This window comes from Cytophaga aurantiaca DSM 3654 (assembly GCF_000379725.1).
Lineage (GTDB): Bacteria > Bacteroidota > Bacteroidia > Cytophagales > Cytophagaceae > Cytophaga > Cytophaga aurantiaca.
Genome location: NZ_KB903628.1, coordinates 27,694 through 43,962 on the forward strand (window position 1 = coordinate 27,694; position 16,269 = coordinate 43,962).

The 16,269-nt window shown below is 36.6% G+C and carries 14 protein-coding genes; 10 read left to right on the forward strand and 4 right to left on the reverse strand.

Annotated elements, in window-relative coordinates:
* The first annotated feature begins 74 nt into the window (after window positions 1-74).
* The 4 genes from rlmB (at window position 75) to A3EE_RS0106425 (ending at window position 3,619) form a co-directional block, all read left to right on the forward strand.
* Window positions 75-872, forward strand: a complete 798-nt coding sequence (gene rlmB / locus A3EE_RS0106410) for a 23S rRNA (guanosine(2251)-2'-O)-methyltransferase RlmB (RefSeq protein ID WP_018342613.1) — start codon at window positions 75-77, stop codon at window positions 870-872.
* Between the two features lie 151 nt (window positions 873-1,023).
* Entirely contained in the window at window positions 1,024-2,148 is a 1,125-nt protein-coding gene (locus tag A3EE_RS0106415; RefSeq protein WP_018342614.1) for a hypothetical protein, read from the forward strand.
* A gap of 151 nt (window positions 2,149-2,299) precedes the next feature.
* Complete coding sequence (locus tag A3EE_RS0106420) at window positions 2,300-2,824, forward strand: hypothetical protein (RefSeq protein ID WP_018342615.1); 525 nt, start codon at window positions 2,300-2,302, stop codon at window positions 2,822-2,824.
* 147 nt (window positions 2,825-2,971) lie between these two features.
* Window positions 2,972-3,619 carry a carbonic anhydrase gene (locus A3EE_RS0106425; protein ID WP_018342616.1) on the forward strand — a complete coding sequence of 216 codons (648 nt, stop codon included), beginning with the start codon at window positions 2,972-2,974 and terminating at the stop codon, window positions 3,617-3,619.
* A 53-nt stretch (window positions 3,620-3,672) separates the two neighbouring features.
* Here A3EE_RS0106425 and A3EE_RS0106430 read toward each other — a convergent pair whose 3' ends face one another.
* Window positions 3,673-5,415, reverse strand: coding sequence for an RCC1 domain-containing protein (locus A3EE_RS0106430; protein ID WP_018342617.1), 1,743 nt, complete (start codon window positions 5,413-5,415; stop codon window positions 3,673-3,675).
* A 188-nt stretch (window positions 5,416-5,603) separates the two neighbouring features.
* Here A3EE_RS0106430 and A3EE_RS0106435 point away from each other — a divergent pair, with 188 nt between their 5' ends.
* The gene (locus A3EE_RS0106435; RefSeq protein WP_018342618.1) at window positions 5,604-5,921 is read left to right on the forward strand and encodes an ArsR/SmtB family transcription factor; all 318 of its coding nucleotides are present in this window, start codon (window positions 5,604-5,606) and stop codon (window positions 5,919-5,921) included.
* A 15-nt stretch (window positions 5,922-5,936) separates the two neighbouring features.
* Window positions 5,937-7,574: an NADP-dependent glyceraldehyde-3-phosphate dehydrogenase gene (locus tag A3EE_RS0106440; RefSeq protein WP_018342619.1), complete on the forward strand. Its 1,638-nt coding sequence runs from the start codon at window positions 5,937-5,939 to the stop codon at window positions 7,572-7,574.
* Between the two features lie 144 nt (window positions 7,575-7,718).
* Here the strand turns inward: A3EE_RS0106440 and A3EE_RS0106445 are convergent, their stop codons facing one another.
* The 3 genes from A3EE_RS0106445 to A3EE_RS0106455 are packed head-to-tail and all read right to left on the reverse strand — an operon-like array spanning window position 7,719 to window position 10,396.
* Window positions 7,719-8,795, reverse strand: a complete 1,077-nt coding sequence (locus A3EE_RS0106445; protein ID WP_018342620.1) for a mannose-1-phosphate guanylyltransferase — start codon at window positions 8,793-8,795, stop codon at window positions 7,719-7,721.
* A 57-nt stretch (window positions 8,796-8,852) separates the two neighbouring features.
* Window positions 8,853-9,386 carry a lysozyme inhibitor LprI family protein gene (locus tag A3EE_RS0106450; RefSeq protein ID WP_157446914.1) on the reverse strand — a complete coding sequence of 178 codons (534 nt, stop codon included), beginning with the start codon at window positions 9,384-9,386 and terminating at the stop codon, window positions 8,853-8,855.
* A gap of 41 nt (window positions 9,387-9,427) precedes the next feature.
* Window positions 9,428-10,396, reverse strand: a complete 969-nt coding sequence (locus tag A3EE_RS0106455) for a KpsF/GutQ family sugar-phosphate isomerase (protein WP_018342622.1) — start codon at window positions 10,394-10,396, stop codon at window positions 9,428-9,430.
* Window positions 10,397-10,485: 89 nt separating this feature from the next.
* On the opposite strand from A3EE_RS0106455, the gene recQ reads away from it, so the two are divergent.
* From recQ to A3EE_RS21220, 4 genes are all read left to right on the forward strand, one after another.
* Window positions 10,486-12,663 carry a DNA helicase RecQ gene (gene recQ, locus A3EE_RS0106460; RefSeq protein ID WP_018342623.1) on the forward strand — a complete coding sequence of 726 codons (2,178 nt, stop codon included), beginning with the start codon at window positions 10,486-10,488 and terminating at the stop codon, window positions 12,661-12,663.
* 356 nt (window positions 12,664-13,019) lie between these two features.
* Window positions 13,020-14,297, forward strand: coding sequence for a phosphoribosylamine--glycine ligase (gene purD / locus A3EE_RS0106465; protein WP_018342624.1), 1,278 nt, complete (start codon window positions 13,020-13,022; stop codon window positions 14,295-14,297).
* A gap of 108 nt (window positions 14,298-14,405) precedes the next feature.
* A complete protein-coding gene (locus A3EE_RS0106470; RefSeq protein ID WP_018342625.1) occupies window positions 14,406-15,062 on the forward strand; it encodes a porin family protein in 657 nt (218 codons plus the stop codon).
* Window positions 15,063-15,244: 182 nt separating this feature from the next.
* Entirely contained in the window at window positions 15,245-15,913 is a 669-nt protein-coding gene (locus tag A3EE_RS21220) for a porin family protein (RefSeq protein WP_018342626.1), read from the forward strand.
* Window positions 15,914-16,269: the final 356 nt, after the last annotated feature.

Here is a 16,269-nt window from a genome sequence, read left to right on the forward strand (position 1 = left end):
TTTATTCCTTTAACAAACTGAATACACTCAGTCTACCCAATACCTAACATGCTGTTACATGCAGCATACCCAACATGGAAAAAAACTATCCAAGAAAAAACTTTTCTTCATTCGATGAAAATAAACCGGCCAACGACAAAGATGTGATCTTTGGTATTCGTCCGGTGATGGAAGCATTAGAAGCGGGAAAAGAAATTGATAAGATTTTAATTCAACGAAACATTGAGTTAGCAGTCGTTCAGGAATTATTTGAACTTGCCAATCGCTATAAAGTACCTGTTATAAAAGTGCCTGTTGAAAAACTGGATCGGGTAACACGCAAAAATCATCAGGGGATCATCTGTTATTTATCTGCGATCAACTTTGCCTCACTGGATAACATTGTTTCAGCATGTTTTGAAAATGGAAAAAACCCATTGCTTGTTATGCTGGATCGTGTAACAGATGTTCGTAACTTCGGTGCGGTTGCTCGTAGTGCAGAGTGTTTGGGTGTTGATGCAATGATTGTTCCGGCACGCGGTGCAGCTCAATTAAACAGCGATGCTGTAAAAACATCTGCGGGTGCTTTGTACCACATTCCTGTGTGTAGAGTCGATCATTTGATTGATACGGTAAAATACTTAAAGCAGTGTGGCTTAAAAGTTATAGCGTGTTCAGAAAAAGCGAGCGTTAATGTGTATGACGAAGATCTAACGGATCCATGTGTGATCTTAATGGGCAGCGAAGAAGACGGTATCAGTCAGGATTTATTACGTTATGCAGACGCACACGTAACCATCCCTATGAGCGGACACATCAACTCACTAAACGTATCTGTTGCTACAGGCATGATCTTATCTGAAGTGACTAGACAGCGATTGATAAAGAAATAATATTTTATATGTTGAGGGATTAAAGAACGCTTGTATATATACATGTTTTTTAATCCCATCTTTTTATGTTTTTATATCATTGAGAAGTAGACCCATAGTCCTTGTTGAATTATTGATATTATTTTTATAAAACCCACACCAATATTAAGTCATGAAATCAAAAGAAGACATCATAAAAGAAATTGTAAAGCTGCTGCAGCAGAATTACTTTACACCAGAAATTAAAAAGCTCTTATTGAATCAAGGTTATTCAGAGAATGAAATTCCTGCACTTATTGAAGAAGCCCGCAAAATCCATCAAGCGAAAAAAGATAAAACAAGACGCTACATTTTTATTGGACTAACAGTTTTAGCTTTCCTTCTTTTCTTCTTCGTTCTTCCAATTGAATTTGTAGAAAACTCACCAAAAATTATTTCAATTATTGAGACAGTCATTTTGGTTGTATTAATAGTTCAGTCGATTTGTAATTTTAGAAATTTTGAAGAATTAAATCCTCCCAAACAACCCGTAGGAAAATTTCAAAGTCCGGTAGAAGATTGGCGCCTATCAACTGGCGTTATAGTAGGAGCTGTTATATCCGTTTTTGTTCTACTCTTCATTTTTATCTCTGTTCACGATTCTAAAATAAAATCTGAATTGAAAGAATATGGAGTTATCGTAAAGGGGACCGTAATAAATGGAAGTTCAACCAAAATAAAACGTAGTACCACATATGATGTCAACGTAAGCTTTCATACGCTAACAAACGAATCACTTATTGTAAATAAAAATGTTTCGGCCGCTGAATTTCAAAACTTATACGAAGGCGCTGAAATTGACATTATTTATTCCTCCAGAAAACCTTCCATTGTAGAATTGTTATTAAGTGAATCTACCATTAAAGATTACATGAATACAGAAGAACGGGAAACTACACTGGACGATTTAATAACTCTTTTGTCTTTTGAAACAAATGAAAAGGCAGGTGCATTTTTAAATAAAATATCTTATGGTTGGACCTACGATTCAAACGAGGCAATCTGGTCTAATGAACGCAAATCGATTGCAATAAAACTAGAGCCTAAAGTCGCGCTGATGAGTTCCAATTCCAGTGGATTATTTTTTTCGAATGTATATATGAAGTCGGATGAATTATTAAATGATATGAAATTCAAAAAGATCCCGTCAGACGATACTCAAGTAAAATCCTACGAGTCGGACAAATACAGAATTACTTTCACCCGACAGATAGATAATGCTTCAATGTATGTCATTACTCATATTGTTAAAAAATAACATTCTGATTCAAATAAGATCTTTAAAAATCACGTCAACAGCGTGATTTTTTTTATGCTTACATGCATACTTTCACACCTTAGAAATTAAAAAATATATTCTAAATTTACAGCTTCTTTTAAACACACGGATCTTTTAAATTGCTTTTGTTATGGACATTGTTGAGTACTTATTATTCATACCTTTATTAATCTATGGTATCGCATTGAGCGATCTGTTCGGGCAATGGAAACACTTTATGGATTCGTCCTCCTGGTATACGCCATACCTCATTACATTGATCATGGTTACCGAGATAGGCGTTCACAATGTATTTGTCTTTTTTCAGTTTTCACCGGAATTAAGTAACATTACCTATTTTGCTTATTGGTTATACCTCTTCCCTCCGCTTGTTTTTTTATTGATGGTAAATTGTCTTACACACGTGGATGACTATTCTGATACGGAAACTTTTTTCACCGCCAGAATTAAGCCGATCTTTCTTTTATTAGCTGCCTTTATAAGCATGCATTTTATGCCCTTCATTCATTTTGATAATCACATCTGGTTACCCAGATTACTAGCCATTGTCTTTTGTACCATCTATGCTTTCTGGCCAAAAAATTTCGTTTTTTATGCATTGGTTGGTGTATGGCTATTTTCAATTATTACACGATTTTACATCATATATAAATAGTTTACAATTCATTAATCTAATCTAAAAGCCTGATGTGCATGCGTATCAGGCTTTTTTTGTATTCTATTCTATTCATTTTCTATTTTTTTACTATCTTCAACGGATGTATATTTAAGCAAAGGAATCAAAACATAACACGTTACACAGATGGAATACGCAGAAATATTTGAGAACAACCGCAAATGGATTGCTGAAAAAAGCGGGAGTGATAAAGATTTTTTCAAACACTTAGCTGAAGGTCAAAATCCCGAATATTTATTTATTGGATGCAGCGATAGCCGTGTGACCGCAGAAGAAATTATGGGCGCAACACCAGGTGATGTTTTTGTACACAGAAACATTGCAAACCTGGTACCCAACAACGACATCAACTCTGCAAGTGTTGTAGTATATGCTGTAGAACATTTAAAAGTAAAACATGTTGTTGTTTGCGGACATTATTTATGCGGCGGCGTTAAGGCTGCTATGCAAAGTAGAGACCTTGGAATTATGAACCCATGGCTGCGTACCATCCGCGATGTGTATCGCCTGCATAAAGATGAACTGAACGCGATTAAAGACGAAGACGCGCGCTATGACAGATTGGTTGAACTGAATGTAGAAGAGCAATGTATCAACGTTATTAAAATGGCTGTTTGGCAAAAACGTTTTTTAACAGAAGGTGCTCCGCAGGTACACGGTTGGGTATTTGATATGAAGTCAGGTAAATTAATTGATCTGAAAATCGATTTCCAAAAAATACTTTCTTCTATTCGTGAGATCTACGACTTAGGAACTTCTACGGAGAATTTATAAGATCTGCTATATGAATATTATTGCTCTAATCATTGGGGATGATACTCCAATGATTAGAGCAATTTATTGTAAATGCTATACATGATTGTTGCCTTCTCTAATTGTATCGGCTGATCAAACAAGCCGTAATAATAAATTTCAAACAAAGCCAATGCGCATAGTTTTGAATTGTCCTCTCTTACTCCCGTCTTTAAAAATTCAATACCTTCTATATTTTTTTTATAATAAAACGCCAATTGCGCCATAGCATAATAATTGCCGGTTAGGTACATTGTTTCTTCCATATCTTTTTGATCGGATACTCCTCCCATATTTTCACCATCCAAATAAAAATTATCGTTATTGTCTATTGGAAAATATTTAATGGCACTCCCAGGCATTGAATCTAACGGCAAAAACATTTCCTGACTTAGCACATTACTTTCTTTTGCCTGATTGTATTCTGCAGGATATTCATTGTCTTCACCTATTTGATCTAGATCAATAACTATAACTGAATTTTGATCTTCGATCACGTTGTTTTGATCTCGTACATGAATAATTCCATTCTTATTCGATCCTTTTATTATCACACGTTGATTACTATTAATCCGTAATGTTTTAACATTATCGTTTATGATTTTCAAATTATTATTTACTCCATCAAACTCAATTGTTGTGGAAGAATTTATGTCTTCCTGAGACGAATTATTGGTTGACTCAACAGTTAACGTATTCCCATTAAAACCATTTCCTATTGCACGGCTTTCTGTAAATGTTTTATCAATAAAATTCTCTGCTGTAACCGGCGCTTCCTTTATAGACAAGGTATCTTTAGCAAACAATAAGGTATCCTGTTTGTGTACAGAGATAGTTGTTTTTTTATTCGATAAATATGCTTGTTGAATTTTTTCCTGAGTGGATCGTATCAGCACAATTGCATAATCATAACCCAGCTTTGCTTGTTTAACTTCTCCTAGAAAACCAAAATCAGCTTTCACTTCATTCCCATTTCCCCAGATAACAATTTTATTTTTTTCTGTTACAACTAAACTTGTATTTGCTTTCGCTTCAATCTGTTTTATTGGCTCGTCTATTACAGGCAACAAGCATTGTCCGTAGCTGTTATCGCCCCAGACATATACATTTTTCAACTCATCTAAGGCAAGTACATGATTGTTCCCTGAAACAATTTTAACGGGTTTGGATTTAAATACCGGAATGTGTTTTTGTCCTTTCTCATTACTCCCCCAAACAAACACTTTATCTTTAATATTTATAAATGCAATATGCTGCTTCCCCACAGACGCAGTTTTAACACCATATGTTTTTAATGGAATATTTAAATTTTGTACAGAACGTCCAGGCCCCCATGCATACATGATATTCTTTTTAGATAAAGCAGTAGATAAATTATTGCCTGCTCTGATTTCTACAATGCGTTTTAATCCACTTGGATAAAATGCATCAATGCTCGGGGTAATAAAATATTGATTTAACGTACTGTCACTTTTGTATAAAATTACGGTATGAATATCACCGATAGCCAAGGAGCGTACATCTGAATCAATGGTCATTGGCATTAACCAAGGGATCGACTGGTCTATGCTCGTTGTTAATTTCCCATTTACATCTACCAGCGAATAATGAAACATACCCGCACTTATGGATACAATTTCTTTTTCTAAAACAGGAGATTGGATTATTGATTTTCCAAGCGGAATAAAAATTAATGTGTCTTTATATACAGGTGCAGTTTGAGAAAAGCTTAAACTTAGTCCAAAGAAAAAGCAAATGATGGAGGAGATGTACTTCATGAAACAAATATGTGACCTATTAGCTTAAAAGAAAATACTAAAATGTAGTGGTTTTCAGTTTTACCGCAAGAATATTAATAATAATATTGATTATCAAGGAGAAACGATCCCCTAAGAATACTTTTCCTTGGATTTATTGCCTTTTCAGAATCCAATCGTATCTTTACGATTAGATAATTTACATCCGCATGCCTGTTATTAAAGAACAAAACTTAACTTCGGAAGAAGAACAGCTGGTACAGATTGCGAAAGCTCTCTCCCACCCGGCCCGGATTTCGATCTTAAAATTGATGCTGGACAAAAATACTTGTTTTTGCGGAGAGTTGACAGAAGAGATTGGTTTATCTCAATCTACTATATCGCAGCACATAAAAGCATTGAAGGAAGCGGGTTTAATATACGGCAAAGATGAAGGTCCCCGTACGTGCTACTGCATAGATGTAGCGAACTGGGGAAAAGCACAACTGCTATTTCAGAATTATTTTAACACATTAAATGAATTATAATTAATATTTTATACTATGAGTACAATAGAAGTTGTAAACGAAAAACTGGCAGCTATCTTCCCTAAAGAGGCGGACATTCCTGCTGAGTATGCGTATGGAGAGCCTGTACATCAAAAAGAATATCTGGTAAACGGAGAAATAAAAATCTGGAACGGTCCGGTGCAGGATATATATTCACCTGTATGCGTACAGACAGCAAATGGTACTGAACAAAAGTTATTGGGCTCAACTCCGTTACTTACAGAAGTTGAAGCAACAGATGCATTAAATGCAGCAACTGCAGCTTACAAAAATGGCACAGGTGAATGGCCTACCATGGCAGTAGAAGACAGAATCCGCGCGATGAACAACTTCGTAAAAGCGATGAAGTCTAAGCGTACAGAAGTTGTTAAAACGTTGATGTGGGAGATTGGTAAAAATATCTCTGATTCTGAAAAAGAGTTTGACCGTACCGTTGAATACATTCTTGATACGATTGAATCGTACAAAAAATTAGATCGCAATTCTTCGAACTTCCAATTCGAACAAGGAATCATTGGAAAAATAAGACGTAGTCCACTTGGTGTAGTGCTTTGTATGGGACCATACAACTATCCATTGAACGAAACATTTACAACGTTAATACCGGCATTGATCATGGGTAACACCGTGGTATTTAAGCCTGCAAAAATTGGTGTATTGTTACACCGTCCATTGTTAGAGGCCTTCAGAGATTCATTCCCTAAAGGAGTTATCAATGTAGTATTCGGCCGTGGTAGAGCAACTGTTGGACCATTGATGAGCACAGGCAAAATTGATGTGCTTGCATTTATTGGTACAAGTAAGTCTGCTAACATTATGAAAATGCAGCACCCAAGACCAAACCGTTTACGTTCTGTATTGGCACTTGAAGCAAAAAATCCTGCGATCGTTTTAAATCATGCTGATCTTGATTTAGCTGTTAAAGAATGTGTGTTGGGTTCGCTTTCATACAATGGTCAACGTTGTACGGCATTAAAAATCATCTTCGTTCAAAAGAATGTTGTTGACACGTTCATCAATAAATTTGTAAAAGAAGTTGAAGCGTTGAAATGGGGCATGCCTTGGGAAAAAGGCGTTCAGATCACACCATTACCTGAACCTGAGAAACCAGGTCTGTTAAAAGAATTGATTGAAGATGCTGAAGCAAACGGCGCAAAAGTGATCAATGCAGGCGGTGGCTCTATCGAACATACATTCTATGCACCTGCAATTGTATATCCGGTAAACAACAAAATGAAATTGTATTACGAAGAACAATTCGGACCTGTAGTACCAATCGTAGCGTACGACAAAGTTGAAGAAGTTATTCAATACATGGTTGAATCGAACTACGGTCAGCAGGCAAGTATCTTCGGAACAGATAACGATGAAATGGCAACGTTGATTGATAACTTAGTAAATCAGGTTTGTCGTTTGAACATAAACAGCCAGTGCCAACGCGGACCGGATGTGTATCCATTCACAGGTAGAAAAGATTCGGGTGAAGGAACACTTTCAGTTGCTGATGCGTTACGTACATTCAGTATCCGTTCTATGGTTGCTGCGAAAGAAATAGATGTAAACAAAGAGATGCTTACAGACATCATCAAAGAACGTTCGTCCAAATTCCTTTCTACAGATTTTATATTCTAAGAAGAGAATTCAGATTTCATATAATAAAAAAATGCCTCATCCCGATAGCTATCCGGATGAGGCATTTTTTTATTATATGTGATAGATAACAATTGGTCCGACCACAAAAAAAGTGGTCGGACCAATGACCAATGTTATGTCAGGTTAAACAAAACGTTTGTCTTGTGTTGCTTTTACGTCTGACACAAAATCTTTTACGCGCTGTTCGTTCTCTTTGCGGCAGATCATTAATACATCATCAAACTCTGCTACAATAAAGCCTTCTAAGCCTTCAATCACAACTAATTTATCTTTGGGAGTTTTAATGATGCTATCCTTCGAATCATACGTCAACACATTGCCATCGATCACATTGCCGTCTTCATTTTTAGGCATGTTCTCAAATAATGATTTCCAGGTACCTAAATCTGACCAACCAAAATCTGCAAGCATTACATATACGTTTTCAGATTTCTCCATGATGCCATAATCAATAGAGACATTCTGGCAAAGCGAATAAGCTTTTGTTATGAAATCATTTTCTTTATCTGTCCAATACAATCCATTGCCTTCTGTGAACACTTCATCCATTTCAGGTAAATGCTGCTTGATCGAATCAACAATTGTTTGTGCATTAAAAACAAAGATACCTGCGTTCCATACAAACTCACCGCTTTCAATAAATTTGATTGCCAGATCAAGAGCCGGTTTTTCGGTAAATGTTTTTACTTTTTTAATGCGGAGCTTTTTCTCATCAATGTATTGTATGTAACCATAACCTGTATCCGGTCTGGTTGGCTTCATACCAAGTGTAATCAGAATGTCTGCTTGTTCTGTAGCCTGTAATGCTTCTACAATAACATTCTCAAATTCTTTTTCCTGAAGAATGATGTGATCTGAAGGAGCAACAACAATGTTTGCATTCTTATCCTTCTGAATAATTTTATATGCAGCATAAGCCAAACATGGTGCCGTATTTCTACCAATAGGCTCTGCAAGGATCTGATGGTCTTTAAGAAAAGGTAATTGTTCTTTTACTAAACCAACATAATCTTTATTGGTAACAATGATGATGTTTTCGTTTGGGCAAATATTTTTAAAACGTTCAACCGTTTGTTGAATAAGCGTTTTCCCTGTACCCAACACATCATGGAATTGTTTCGGATACTTTGTTCTGCTAAAAGGCCAAAATCTACTTCCAATCCCCCCCGCCATTATAACGGCATAATTATTTATATCCATTCAAGTAAACTCTTTGCTCAGTGCAAAGAGTGGTTTAAAAGTTAACAGTATTTAAAATTAATCGTCTTTTCTAGGCGTTGCCAAAACGTGTTTGTATAATTCAACAACACGTTCTTTTGTTAACTCCAAATGTTCAGCAGCTTTAGCAACCTCTTTTGTATTCGGATCTCCGCCTTTCTGCTCTTCATAAAACTTTTCAGTCATTGCAATTTCATCGTCTCTATACTTGACCCATTTCTTTTGTGCCAGAGCCAATGATTTCTGACCTTGCTCATCATGTCTTCCCAAAAGAAGTTTATAATATTTATCAAGCAAAAAGCTGTATTCAATTTCAGCATCGTTGATCGCAAGTACCTGTTCTGCTTTCGTTGTATCCATTTTCATCTTTAGTATCATCATACTTTCAACTTTGAATGTATCAACTGTAAAGGTTGCCTGCAATTTCGTTTTGCCCTCACGCAATAATATTTCATGCAGCATTGACCCCGCGCTATCTACTTGGTATTTCAACCTGTTCAGTTGCGTCTCAGAAAGTTGAGCGAAACCGGAAAAACTGATCATGCTTATTAAAACGACTAATATTTTTTTCATAATACAAACGAGTTATATTTTATTAAAATATATAAAATTAATTAAACAATTCCTTCTCTTAGTAGATCGTGTATATGAATAAATCCGGCAAAAGTGCCCTCTTTCATTACGATCAATTGGGTAATATTCTTTGACTGCATCAATGTCATGGCCGATGCTGCATACTCATCCGCATCGATCGTCTTGGGTCCTTTCGTCATGATATCCTGTGCGGTCAGATTCGTAAACACATCATGCGCATTCAACATTCTTCTCAAATCTCCATCAGTAATGATGCCAAGTAATTTTCCATCGGTATCAATTACTGCAGCTGCACCCAATCGTTTGGAAGATATTTCCAGGATCACATCTTTGATCGATGCAGTTGGTGCAACCAGTGGTTTTGCATTTGCTGCATACAGATCATCTACACGTAAATAAAGCTGTTTGCCTAATGCACCGCCCGGATGCAGTTTAGCAAAATCGTCGCTGCTGAAATTTCTGCATTCCAATAACGCAACAGCAAGCGCATCACCCATTACCAATGTAGCCGTAGTACTTGTTGTAGGAGCCAGGTTGTTTGGACACGCCTCACGTTCAACCGTTACATTAATTACATAATCGGATTGCTGTGCCAGATACGAATCCAATTTGCCAACCATCCCGATTAAAATAGTACCTCTGCTTTTAATCAATGGCACCAGAACTTTTATTTCAGGTGTATTGCCACTTTTAGAAATGCAAATAACAACATCCTCACTTTGTATCATTCCCAGATCACCATGTATAGCATCTGCTGCATGCATGAATAAAGCTGGCGTACCAGTAGAATTCATTGTAGCAACGATCTTATTTGCTATAATGGCACTTTTACCAATTCCTGTAATTACAACTCTACCCTTACAAGTAAGAATCGCATCAATAATGTGCTGAAAATCATCTGTAATATGATTGACAAGATTTTTTATTGCTTCAGATTCATTTAATATTACATCTGTTACAATGGATACGATATTTTTTGTTAACTTCAATTTAATGAATATTTTATGCGATTTCTTTGCTCATGTTGAAAATCAAATATAACAATTTCTCATTGTAACATAGATATTCTACTATCATTATGTTAATAGAAACAGATCTCGAGGTTATTAGCAAACTGAAATCGGTCTTCGGATACGATCGGTTCAGAGGCGAACAAGAAGAAATTATCAACAACGTACTTTCTGGTAAAGACACGTTTGTGATAATGCCCACGGGGGCCGGTAAGTCATTATGCTACCAATTACCTGCCATTAGCTTGCCTGGCGTAGCAATCGTTATTTCCCCCCTTATTGCCCTGATGAAAAATCAGGTAGATCAATTAAATGCCTTTGGTGTTAATGCTCAATTTCTTAATTCTACCCTTACAAAAACAGAAATTAACAGGGTTAAGAAAGAAACATTAAGCGGCGATATAAAACTGCTTTATGTAGCTCCGGAATCCTTAACAAAAGAAGATAATATTTCATTTTTAAAGAAAGCCCAGATTTCATTTGTGGCTATTGATGAAGCGCACTGTATTTCGGAATGGGGACATGATTTCAGACCCGAGTACAGACGCATACACAGCATTATAGATAGCATTGATACTGCGATCCCGATCATTGCACTTACGGCAACGGCAACTCCTAAGGTTCAGCTGGATATTCAGAAGAATTTACAGATGGACGATGCTGTTCTGTTTAAATCTTCTTTCAATCGTGAAAATTTATTTTACGAAGTAAAGCCTAAAGGTGACACAAAGAAAAAATTAATCAAATTCATAAAAGCACGTAAAGGACAATCCGGCATCATATATTGCTTAAGCCGTAAAAAGGTGGAAGAGATAGCTGAATTGCTGCGAGTGAATGATGTAAAAGCTCTACCCTATCATGCAGGCTTAGATCCGGCAGTACGTATGGCAAATCAGGATGCCTTCTTAAATGAAAATGCAGATGTGATTGTTGCTACCATTGCTTTCGGTATGGGTATTGACAAACCGGATGTACGTTTTGTGGTACACTACGATACGCCTAAATCTCTTGAAGGATATTATCAGGAGACAGGCCGTGCAGGCCGTGATGGACAGGATGGTCATTGCTTGATGTTCTATAGCATCAACGATATTATAAAGCTAGAAAAATTCAATAAGGATAAAACTGTAACCGAACGTGACAACGGTCGCCAGTTATTAAATGAAATGTCTTCCTACGCTGAATCTTCTGTTTGTAGAAGAAGACAATTGTTATTTTATTTTGGCGAGCATCTTGAAAAAGATTGCGGATTCTGCGACAACTGTAAAAGCAAAAAAGTTTCCTTCGAGGCTCAAGGCCATATTTCACTGGCGCTAGAAGCCGTAAATCAAACACAAGGCCGATTCAATATTTCGCACCTTTGTTCTATTCTTTGCGGAATTGAAAATGAATATTCCCTTAGCTATCAGCATACGGAATTATCTGTTTACGGAAAAGGAAATTACGAAAGTTTGTCTTTCTGGAATTCGATCTACAGACAATGCCTGCTTGTAGGTTTGCTAACAAAAGACATCGATAATTACAGCATTGTATCCATTTCCGATAAAGGTCTGGATTTCTTAAACACACCTACTTCAATTGTATTTTCAAAAGATCATAATTTTGATGCAGAGCAGGTGGCTGAAGAAGTTGAAACAACAACTGCGAAGCATGCTTTTGACGAACAATTGTTCGACATTTTAAAAGCGCTTAGAAAAAAAGTTGCGAAAGAAAAAAATGTACCGCCGTATGTAGTGTTCCAGGATCCGTCTCTTCAAGAGATGGCAACGGTATACCCTATAGATACAGAAGAATTAAGCAACATCATTGGTGTAGGAAAAGGCAAAGCCATTAAATTCGGAAAACCTTTTATAGATCAGATTCTAAAGTATGTGAACGAAAATGACATTGTGTCTGCTAAAGATGTAATTGTTAAATCGTCTGTAGATAAATCCAAAATCAAGATCTATGTAATTCAGCAGGTCGACCGCAAAGTTGAACTGGAAGAAATTGCACATGCTAAGAAAATAAGCATGACGGAATTGATTCAGGAGATGGAGCATATTTGTTATTCGGGCACCAAACTCAATCTGGATTATTACATCGATGAGTGTATTGATGGAGATAAGCAAGACGAAATTTATGATTATTTCATGCAGGCAGAGAATGATAACGTTCATACTGCATTAGATACATTAGGCTCTGATTTTACGGAAGAAGAAGTACGTTTGATGCGTTTGAAGTTCTTATCGGAAATAGCGATCTAAGATTTCAATACAATATATTATTAAGCCATGCCGAAAGCGTGGCTTTTTTTATGCTGCCATGAGCCAACAACGCTTCTGGCGCGAGTCTTAGCGCAGCGGGACTCGTGCTTACTATTTGGCAGTCTTTGACTGCATTTGCATATATAATACATGTAGTCAAAGACTACGGAATGATAGACACCAGTCTGAAGACTGGCGCCAGGAGCCGCCAACAACACCTTCAAGGTTTTAAAAACCTTGAAGGTGTTCGACAAGAACGGTCGCCTTTTGGCACTTTCATAAGTTCCAAATGCACCTTATTTCTTCTCCTCATTTATACCTATATTTGTAGCACTAAATAACTATCCTTTCAGTAAATGAATATTTTAATCATAGGTTCAGGCGGAAGAGAACATACTTTTGCATGGAAATTAAAACAATCTCCAAAGTGCGGTAATCTTTTTGTAGCCCCGGGCAATGCAGGTACAGAACAAATAGCAACAAACTTGGCAATAGATGTTACAGACTTTAAAGGAATCGAAAAAGCCTGTATCGAACATAAAATCAATTTGGTGATCGTTGGTCCGGAAGCTCCTTTGGTAGCAGGGATTGTAAATTATTTTGAAGCAACGGATTCCATCAAACACATCCCGATCATTGGTCCGGATAAAGTTGGTGCACAGTTAGAAGGAAGTAAAGATTTTTCTAAAAACTTCATGCAGAAGTACGGAGTACCTACTGCGGCATCACGCACTTTCACTGAAGCGGAATTAGAAGAAGGATTAACATATTTAGAAACACAATCGTTACCAATTGTGTTGAAAGCAGATGGCTTGGCTGCAGGCAAAGGTGTGATCATTGCTGAAGATATGGCAACGGCAAAACGTACACTGAAAGAAATGCTTGCCGATAAATTATTTGGTGAGGCAAGTGCAAAGGTAGTTGTAGAACAATTTTTAAAAGGCATTGAAGCATCGGTATTTGTATTAACAGACGGCGAACATTATGTAATCTTACCGGAAGCAAAAGATTATAAACGTATTGGCGATAACGATACAGGTCCGAATACAGGCGGTATGGGCGCGGTATCCCCTGTTCCGTTTGCAGATGCAACCTTCATTAAAAAAGTAGAAGACCGTGTAATCATTCCAACAATCAACGGATTGAAAAAAGAAGGCATCGTATACAAAGGCTTTATTTTCATAGGTCTAATGAGTGACAACGGTGAACCGTGGGTAATTGAATACAATGCACGTATGGGAGATCCGGAAACAGAAGTTGTATTCCCTCGTATTCAAAATGATATTGTAGATCTGTTTGTTGCAACAGCAGAAAATAAATTAAACGAAATTAAATTATCTATCGACCCGAGAACAGCGACAACTGTAATGCTTGTAGCAGGTGGTTATCCGGGTGATTATTCAAAAGGACAAGAAATAACAAAACTGGAAGACGTTGCCGACGTCACGATTTTTCATGCAGGCACAAAAAATACAGGTGGTAAAATTGTAACCAACGGCGGACGAGTAATTGCAGTAACAGGTTTTGGAAACTCTATCCCGGAAGCATTAGCGAAATCAAATAAAGCTGCTTCGACTATTCAGTGGGAAGGCAAAAATTACAGAAGAGATATTGGATTGGATCTGATGAAATAAATTCAAACGTTATACGTTTTAAGTTTTAGAAAACTCTGCTGATAGGTTCAGCAGAGTTTTTTCATTTTACTATTTTAATTGAACTACAACTTTTAAATTCAATCTTTTATGAAAAAATCAATCGTATTTATTTTTCTATTGTTTTCTATTTCTGCTTTCTCTCAACAAAATAAATGGTATGTCGGTATTGTGGGCGGTGCAGGTGTAACAAAAATCAGAACAAATTTTAGTTACAAACCTAACCCTAATATTGGCTTTTATACAGGATTGTCAGGGCAATATAATTTCAGCAAACATTTCGCAATCCATACGGAACTTGCTTTTGATAGAAAAGGAACGAAGGATAATTTTACATTTTCAGACATAAATGGAAATATAATTGGCCCAGGTAAGGCAATTAACCAATTAAACTACTTAACTCTGCCGATGCTTTTTAGAGCATCTATCGGTAATAAAGTAACATATTTTCTGCAGGCTGGCCCATACCTTTCGTATCTGTTGAATCAAACAAGTAAATATTCTTCTAATATTGATGATCCACAATATAATTTTAAGATTAACGGAACTTCGTACATAAGTCGTATGGATTTTGGCATGAGTGCAGGCTTAGGCGCTGTGATTCCTGTAAAAGAAAAATTCTCCGTTTCATGTGAGCTGCGTGGAAATTATGGTCTAATTAAATTATCAAACAACAACAGCGCAACTATAAAAAGTTACAACGAATCATTAAACTTCCTGGTTGGCATAAGCTATAAGATTGGTTAAATAAAAGCAGCTTCGACCATTCAGTGGGAAGGCAAAAATTGCAGAAAAGATATTGGACTGGATCTAATGAAATAAATCAGAAAGAAATACGTTTTAAGTTTTAGAAAAGCTCTGTTGGCAAATTCAGCAGAGCTTTTCTATTTCAAACCAATTAACTACAACTTTAAAAAAAATAATCCCCTATGAAAAAAACAATCGTATTTATTTTTCTATTATTTTCTATCTCCGCTTTCTCTCAACAAAATAAATGGGATGTGGGTGTTGTGGGCGGTGCAGGTGTAACGACTATCTCACGTACAAATTCAAAATGGTACAAGCTTACTCCTACTATTGGTTTCTACACAGGATTGTCGGCACGATATAATTTTAATGAACATTTCGCATTGCACACGGAACTTGCATTTGATCGAAAAGGAACAAAGGATGAATATACATATTATGCTCCTGATGGCACTCTGCTTACAAAATATAGTGTAACCAACCAATTAAATTATCTAACTCTGCCTGTACTTTTCAGAGCATCTCTGGGCAATAAAACAAAGTATTTTTTACAAGCGGGTCCATATCTGTCTTATTTATTAAACTACACAATTAAGCGTTCTTCTTCTACCACAGACGATCCGTTACTCAATTCTACCACAAATAGAACATCTGAAACGCCAGCGATGGATTTTGGTATGAGTGCAGGCTTAGGCGCTGTGATTCCTGTAAAAGAAAAGTTTTCGGTTTCCTGTGAATTACGCGGCAACTATGGGTTTGTAGATTTATATAGCAAAGGCAGTGCTAATACACATGCATTGAATCAATCGCTAAATTTTCTCGTTGGTGTAAGCTATAAGCTTGGTAGCTAAATGTGTTCTACGTTCTAAGTTTTAAGTTCTAGGTTTTAAGAAAAGCTCTATCGAAAATCCGATAGAGCTTTTTTGTTTTGTACCCGCATTTCTACCTGCTGTTGTTCCCGCAAATTCAGCTTTTAAATTAAAAACGGAGAACAACGCTGGCCACCACCAACCCGCTGCTCTTAATTTGTAGCATTCATGATTGTTGGTGTACTGCGCAAACGCGCTTCCACTAACATTTCATTTGTTCAGGCAGAAACACCAACAATAGCATAAATCTTCTCGCCAGAAAATCGATAAAATAATGAACAATTCGTCGGACCACAAAAAAGTGGTCTGACGAATGCTGTTAATCGAGCTGTATTAAC